The organism is Methylobacterium sp. B1, from assembly GCF_000333255.1.
Taxonomy (GTDB): Bacteria; Pseudomonadota; Alphaproteobacteria; order Rhizobiales; family Beijerinckiaceae; genus Methylobacterium; species Methylobacterium fujisawaense.
The window spans coordinates 1-7,286 of record NZ_BACT01000610.1 but is presented as its reverse complement, the minus strand read 5'-3'; the positions used below and the strand labels follow the sequence as shown (position 1 = coordinate 7,286).

General features: G+C 71.5%; 6 protein-coding genes and 2 pseudogenes. 7 read left to right on the top strand and 1 reads right to left on the bottom strand.

Annotated features, from left to right (window positions below):
* From I53_RS36185 to I53_RS18000, 5 genes and pseudogenes are all read left to right on the top strand, one after another.
* Positions 1-109: pseudogene (locus I53_RS36185) on the top strand (formate dehydrogenase cytochrome b556 subunit); the annotation flags it as partial.
* Complete coding sequence (locus I53_RS35210; protein WP_374701342.1) at positions 103-606, top strand: SCO family protein; 504 nt, start codon at positions 103-105, stop codon at positions 604-606. The pseudogene I53_RS36185 and the gene I53_RS35210, both read left to right, overlap by 7 nt.
* Before the next feature lie 88 nt (positions 607-694).
* Positions 695-2,284: a glucan biosynthesis protein gene (locus I53_RS18010; RefSeq protein ID WP_043353129.1), complete on the top strand. Its 1,590-nt coding sequence runs from the start codon at positions 695-697 to the stop codon at positions 2,282-2,284.
* Between the two features lie 119 nt (positions 2,285-2,403).
* Entirely contained in the window at positions 2,404-2,634 is a 231-nt protein-coding gene (locus I53_RS18005) for a hypothetical protein (RefSeq protein WP_043353127.1), read from the top strand.
* 4 nt (positions 2,635-2,638) lie between these two features.
* The gene (locus tag I53_RS18000) at positions 2,639-3,010 is read left to right on the top strand and encodes a hypothetical protein (protein ID WP_043353125.1); all 372 of its coding nucleotides are present in this window, start codon (positions 2,639-2,641) and stop codon (positions 3,008-3,010) included.
* A 559-nt stretch (positions 3,011-3,569) separates the two neighbouring features.
* Here the strand turns inward: I53_RS18000 and I53_RS17995 are convergent.
* Complete coding sequence (locus I53_RS17995; RefSeq protein WP_043353123.1) at positions 3,570-4,289, bottom strand: Crp/Fnr family transcriptional regulator; 720 nt, start codon at positions 4,287-4,289, stop codon at positions 3,570-3,572.
* A gap of 427 nt (positions 4,290-4,716) precedes the next feature.
* Between I53_RS17995 and rpoN the strand changes: the two genes are divergently transcribed.
* A complete protein-coding gene (gene rpoN, locus I53_RS17990) occupies positions 4,717-6,291 on the top strand; it encodes an RNA polymerase factor sigma-54 (protein WP_043353120.1) in 1,575 nt (524 codons plus the stop codon).
* 74 nt (positions 6,292-6,365) lie between these two features.
* Positions 6,366-7,286: pseudogene (locus I53_RS17985) on the top strand (NTP transferase domain-containing protein); the annotation flags it as partial.

Genomic DNA, 7,286 nt, shown 5'->3' with positions numbered 1-7,286 from the left:
CCGCGGCACGGTCACGGGCGGCTGGGCCTACCGCCATCACCGCAAGTGGTTCCGTCAGATGGCCGGCGGCACGGGCCGCCGGGGTTCGGTGGACAAGCGCGGATCCTGAGCCTTGGCCCGTTTCTTCAAGCGGAAATCCGCGGCTCCGGCCGCGGACGAGACGCCGACCGCAGCACCCGCGACGAGCCCCCGCCGCCGGGATTTCAGCGAGCTGAAGCCCGATCCCGACAAGATCGGGATCTCGTCACCCTGGACCCGCAGCGCGACACGCCCGACACCCTCCGGGACTATCTCGCCTCCTTCGATCCGCGCATCCGCGGCTTCGTCGGCACGCCCGAGCAGGTCGCCCGCATGGCCGACGCCTATCACGTCGCCTACAAGCGCGTGCCGACCAAGGACGGCGACTACACGATGGAGCATTCCGCCACCGTGGCGCTGTTCGACAAGTCCGGCCGCATGGTCGGCGAGATCGGCTATGGCGAGGACGAGGCCAGCGCCTTCGCCAAGCTGATCACCCTGGCGCTGCCGGGCCAATGCCCGCCGGGGGGCGGCGCCAATCTCTGGGCCACCGACGGCAGCACCGGCAGCTGCGGCCCGCGGAGCTGAGCTGCAGCCCGGGAAATTGCGCCGTGGCGCCCGCGTGGCTAGAGGGCGGCGCGGGTCGCGAGGCCCGGCCGAATCCGGGGGTCCCAGCTTGATCACGCGCCGCGTCCTGACTGCCATCGGGCTCCTCGCTCTCGCGCCGTTCCCCGGCCTCGCCAGGGCCGCCTCCGGGGGGCCGCGCCTCGCGCCGCCGGAACCCATGGATCTCGACCGGCTGAACGCTCTCGCCCGGACGCTGCGGGACCGGCCCTATGCGCCGCCGCCCGAAGCCCCGGCCTCGGCCGCCCTCGACGCCCTGACCTACGGACCGCTCCAGGAGATCCGCTACCCGCCGGGCCACGCGCTGTTCGCCGAGAGCCCGTACCCGGTGACGTTCTTCCACCTCGGCAACTTCTTCCGCCACCCCGTGAAGGTCTATGCCCTGGAGGGCGGACAGGCGCGCGAGGTGCTCTACGCCCACGACCTGTTCACCTATCCGGCCGGCAACCCGGCCAAGGACGTCCCGGACGGGGCGGGCTTCGCGGGGTTCCGCTTCCAGAAGGCGCCCGCCGGACAGCCCGGCGACGACGGCGACTGGCTGGCCTTTCTGGGGGCCTCCTACTTCCGCGCCGCCGGAGACGGCGCGCAGTACGGCGCCTCGGCCCGGGGCATCGCCATCGACACCGCGCCGGCACCGGGCAGAACCGAGGAATTCCCGGTCTTCACGCGCTTCTACGTGAGCCCGGCCGCGGACGGCGCCGTGACCGTGCTGGCGCTCCTCGAAGGTCCGAGCTTGACGGGCGCCTACCGCTTCGTCGCCCGGAAGGAGCCGCATGTCGTCATCGACGTCGCCTGTACGGTCTACATGCGCAAGTCGGTGGAGCGGTTCGGCATGGCGCCCCTGACCTCGATGCTCTGGTACTCGGAGGGCATGAGCCGCTTCCTCGCGAGCGACTGGCGGCCCGAGGTGCATGATTCCGACGGTCTGCTGATGCAGACCGGGGCCGGCGAGCTGATCTGGCGGCCGCTCAACAACCCGCACCGCCTCAGCGTCAGCGCCTTCGCGGACCGCGCTCCGAAGGGCTTCGGCCTGCTCCAGCGCGACCGCGCGTACGAGAATTACATCGACGACGGCTTCGAGGAGAACAGGCCCGACATCTGGGTCGAGCCGCAGGGCGACTGGGGCCGGGGCAGCGTCCAGCTCGTGGAGATCCCGACCCATCAGGAAACCGACGACAACATCGTCGCCCTCTGGGTGCCGGACGACCCGCCTCAGGCCGGATCCGACCGCAGCTTCGCCTACCGGCTGCGCTGGACCGTGGAGGAACCGGTCGCCACCGATCTCGCCCGCTGCGTCGCCACACGGGCCACCAAGGCCGCGTGGCTCGCGGACGGGGACCGGCGCCCGGGCCGCGCCAATCTCGTGCGGCAATTCGTGCTGGAATTCGCGGGTGCGGCCCTGTCGGGCCTCAATCCCGAGACGGCCACGGTGGCGTTGACCCTGTCGCGCGGCAGCGCCGAGGAGGTCGGCGCCACCTGGGCGCCCTACAGCAAGCCGAGCCCCTGGCGGGTCTTCTTCAAGGTCTATGCCGAGGGCTTGGAGCCCGTGGAGATGCGTCTGCAGCTCAAGTCCGGAGACCGGCTGCTCTCCGAAACCTGGGCCTACCGGTACGACCCGCAGGCGCCCGGCACGGTGCTGTGAGCCGGGCGCGGCGGATGCGGGATGCGGCGCGTGGGTCTTGAGGGCCGCAGGGCCTGCGCCCATGTCCGTCTGCGTGCCGCTTCGCCCCGCACAGGCCCCCCGCCGCATCCGAGACCGTCATGACCGGCGAGGGACCGCCCGGCCCGCATCTTCCGGAGGCGCTAACGCGGCTCCTCAAGGCGCCCAGAGCAGCGATCTGGCCGACGCCGGAGGACCGCCATCGCCTGCGCCCCGGCCGGCCGCGCCCCCGCCAGCCGAGCCGCGCCGTGCTGGGTGTCTGGATCTGGGCAATCCTTTACAACGTCCTCGGCTTCGCGATCCTCGCGGCGCTGTGGTGGACGATGCGCTGACCCGATGAGCCGATTTGCCCTGATCACCCGCCGGACACTCGTCGCGGCGGCCCTGCTGCTCGGCCCGGGCGTCCGGCCCGGCGCGGCACAGAGCCCGGGCGATGCGCTCAACGCCGATGACGGCACCGGGGCGGTCAAGGTCTGCTCGCCCGTGGCGATGCCGCGCTGGCGCTCCATGACCCCGGTGCCCAAGACCTGGACGTTCCTGGACTGCATGGGCTTCTCGGGCGAGATGGGCGCGACGCACTTCCAGCTCGGCTGCCTCTTCGCCAACGTCACGCCCCACGCCCAGAAATACGCCTGGGGCGCGATGGTGCCGATCGAGAAGTCGGCGATGGCCAAGGCCCAGCCCCCGGTACCGAACTGCGGCTGGTAGAGCCGGGTCTCGCCCGTCGACCTCCTGGCCGATCCGGCGTGCGGGCGGGTCAACGCGGAAGAGGATGCCACCGAGCGGGCTTCCGGGCCCGCGTCGCCTGCACCGCGCCGTCCTCTCCGACGGCCGGCCGGTCAGCCCTGAGGCGGAGCGGGGCCTGCCCGGTTTCGCCCGGCACTGCCGCCGCCGCGCGACAGGCCTGGTGACAATCGCCGAATCGCGGCCCTTCCGCTGGGAGGGGCAGCCGGCCCTGGCGGCGTCCCGTGCAAGCGCGCCTGGAGGTTCGAGGGGCATGGACCGGTCTGAGGCTGGCGCCTGCCCGGCCCGGTCCAAGCCGGTCCGACGCGGATTGCGGGGCAGAGACGGCGATCGCGGTGCGGACAGGGCCGCGTGTCCCTGACAGCGGGCCACCGCCTGCGCGGCGGGACGCGGCGCATCGGCACCGATACCCGGCCGGCCTCTCTCCGGTGGGGACGTGACCGGCGCGTCGGCACGCCACGGACCTGGCGTTCGGATACGGTCGGGATCACCGATGAACCGGCCTCGTCGGCGCAGAGGTGCCTTACGCCGGCGAATCCTCAGACCGCCGCAGCGGGCCGATCAGGCGCTCGTATTCGGTTTCGGCCGGCCCGTAGGTCTGGCCGGCAGCCTCCTCCAGGCGGGCACGGCTCAGGACCCGGATCCGCCCGCGCCGAGCCCGGATCAGGCCGGCCCCCTCCAGCGTGTGGATCGCCACCGTGACGGTCGGGCGACGCACACCCAGCATGATCGACAGGAACTCATGCGTCACGGACAGGTCGTCGCCGTCCTGACGGTCGTGATACATCAGCAGCCACCGCGCGAGCCTTTCCTCGGCAGGCGCCCCTGCGTTGGCGATGGCGGTCTGGGCCACCTGAACCAGGAAGGTCTGGACGTAGCGCAGAAAAAGAGTGCGCAGCGAAGCGCTGGCTTTCACCGCGTCGCGCAGGGCCGGCACCGCGATCCGGTGCCCGTGACCGGCAACCTGCATGAAAAGTTGGTACGGGATCGTGTCCGTCCCCAGCAGCAGCGCCGGCGTCGCCATGCCGTCGCGGCCCACCAGGCCGACCTCGATGCGCCCGCCCTGGTCGAGCGTCGACACCATGGAGCACAGGCCGGTGTCGATGAAGATCGCGTACGGGATCTCGGCCGCCGGTTCGACGAGCACATGGCCCAATGGGAGGTCGATCGCCTCGAGATGCGGTCCGAGCAGCGCGCCATCCGCCTCGGATAGGGCAGCCAGAAGACGGTTTTGGTGTCGCATCGGCCGCAAGCGTACGCAGAATTCGGCATTGGCACGCCAGCTCAAGTCCGCGAGCCATTGTGCCCAGGGAGCCATGCTCGGATCATCGGACAATAGCGAGCGGATATCGCATCCCGTCGCGGAACCGTCCGCAACCGAACAAAGCAACGCGCAGCTTAGTCGGACATCTCGGCAGACACGCCGGGATAAAGGGGAACACAGCGGCCCCCGAGACCTGCTCTCAGACTGACCGTGGCCTCCTGGCGATGGAGCGGGAGCGCCACACCCCCGGAACTGCAGTGCAGTTGCCAACACGCCTGTGCAAGGCCGCGCTTTGACCCGCGCCACAGATCGGGCTAGAGAAGGCCTGGCGGAGAAAGCAAGAACCATGCCGTGAGCAGCGTGGCTCAGGCTGGCGAACCGCGCCGGAAGGGCATCGAGGCCTCACATGAGTTTGGTGCAACGGCTGGAAGTGCGTCAGGGCCAGGCCCTGGTGATGACGCCGCAGCTTCTGCAAGCGATCAAACTCCTGCAATTGTCGCAGCTCGATCTCGCGGCCTATGTCGAGGCCGAGCTGGAACGCAATCCGCTGCTGGAGCGCGCCGAGCCGGAACTGCCCGGCCCCGGCGAGACCTCCGAATCGAGCGGCCATTCGGACGATGCCTCCTCCGACGGCCTGGAGGTCACGGAACCCGAATCATGGCTGTCCACCGACCTTAACCCGAGCCGCGGCGAGATCGAGAGCGATTTCGACACGCGCCTCGACAACGTCTTCCCGGACGAGACACCGGTCCAGGCGCGCGAGGCGGGCGGGGGCGACATGCTCTCGCTGACGCCGCCGCCCTACGGCAGCACCGGGGGAAGCTTCGACGCCGAGGCGCCCGATTTCGAGGCGACCCTCACGGCCGAGACCTCGCTGCGCGATCACCTCGCGGGCCAGCTCGATCTCGCGACCCGCGATCCCGCCGAGCGGCTGATCGGCGGCTTCCTGATCGACGCCGTGGACGAGGCCGGCTACCTGCGCGAGACCGTGGAGGACGTGGCCGAGCGGCTCGGCGCCGACCCCGCCCTCGTCGGCCGGATGCTGGCGCTGGTGCAGACCTTCGATCCGCCCGGGATCGCGGCCCGCGATCTCGCCGAATGCCTCGCGATCCAGCTGCGCGAGCGCGACCGGTTCGACCCGGCGATGCAGGCGCTGGTCTCGCGTCTGGACCTCGTCGCCAAGCGCGATTTCGCGGCTTTGCGCCGGCTCTGCGGCGTCGACGACGAGGACCTCGTCGACATGCTGGGCGAGATCCGCCGCCTGGATCCGAAGCCGGGCCGCGCCTTCGGATCGAGCGCCGTCGAGGTTCTGGTTCCGGACGTGTTCGTGCGCGCCGCGCCGGATGGGTCCTGGCTGGTCGAGCTCAACAGCGAGGCGCTCCCCCGCGTCCTGGTGAACCAGAGCTACTACGCCCGCGTCTCGCGCAATGCCGCCGCGGAGGGCGATAAGGCCTTCCTGTCCGAGGCCCTGCAGAACGCCAACTGGCTGACCCGCTCGCTGGAGCAGCGGGCCCGCACCATCCTCAAGGTCGCCACCGAGATCGTCCGCCAGCAGGACGGGTTCTTCGTCCACGGCGTCTCCCACCTGCGGCCCCTGAACCTCAAGACCGTGGCGGAGGCGATCGGCATGCACGAATCGACCGTCTCGCGAGTCACCTCCAACAAGGCCATCGGCACGAGCCGGGGGACCCTGGAGATGAAGTACTTCTTCACCGCGGCGATCCCCGGTGCGGCCGGCGCGGCCGCCCATTCCTCCGAGGCGGTGCGCCACCGCATCAAGCAGCTGGTCGACGGCGAGACGCCGGACGACGTGCTGTCCGACGACGCGCTGGTGCAGAAGCTGCGCGGGGAGGGCGTCGACATCGCCCGACGCACGGTGGCGAAATACCGGGAATCCCTGCGGATCCCGAGCTCGATCGAGCGCCGCCGCGAGCATTTCGCCCACGGTTCGGGCCAGCACGCCGCCCTGGCGCTGCGCTGATCGCCCGGATGGGGTTGCGCCGGGCGCGCGTCCGGCCCATCCGTCGTGCCGTTTGCTCGACGCCTGGACCTGCGATGACCCCGACCGGAACGCCCCCGCGCAGCCTCACCGCCATCGTGCTCGCGGCCGGGAAGGGCACGCGGATGCGCTCGGACCTGCCGAAGGTCCTGCATCGGATCGCCGGGCGCAGCATGCTCGGCCATGTCCTGGCCGCCGTACAGGCGGCGGGGGCGGGCCGGATCGCCGTGGTGGCCGAGCCCGGCCGCGACGACGTCGCCGCCGAGATCGCGCGGGCGGCCCCCGGCGCCCGGGTCTTCCCGCAGGCCGAGCGCCTCGGCACCGCCCACGCGGTCCTGGCCGCCCGGGAGATCCTGGCCGAGCCCGACGACGACGTGGTGATCGCCTTCGGCGACACGCCCCTCGTCTCGGCCGAGACCTTCCTACGCCTCCGGGCGCCCCTGGCCGACGGCGCCGCGGTGGCGGTGCTGGCCTTCGAGACGGCGACGCCCACCGGCTATGGACGGGTTCTGACCGAGGGCGACCGCGTCCTGGCGATCCGCGAGGAGAAGGACGCCAGCGCCGCAGAGCGGGCCGTGACCCTGTGCAATGCCGGGCTGATGGCGCTCGCCGGACGGCACGCCCTGGCGCTGCTCGCCCGCATCGGCAACGACAACGCGGCCGGCGAGTACTACCTGCCCGACGCGGTGGCGCTGGCGGTGGCCGACGGGCTTCCGGTCACGGTCGTGCCGGTGGACGAGGCCGAGGCGCAGGGCGTCAACGACCGGGTGCAGCTCAGTGTTGCGGAAGCCGCCTTCCAGGCGCAGCTGCGTCGCACCGCCATGCTGGGCGGCGCCACGCTGATCGCCCCCGAGACGGTGTTCCTCAGCCACGACACGGTGTTGGGGCGCGACGTGATCGTGGAGCCGAACGTGGTGTTCGGGCCGGGCGTGCCGGGTGGCGGACGGGTGCACCGTGCGCGCCTTCGCGCATCTCAC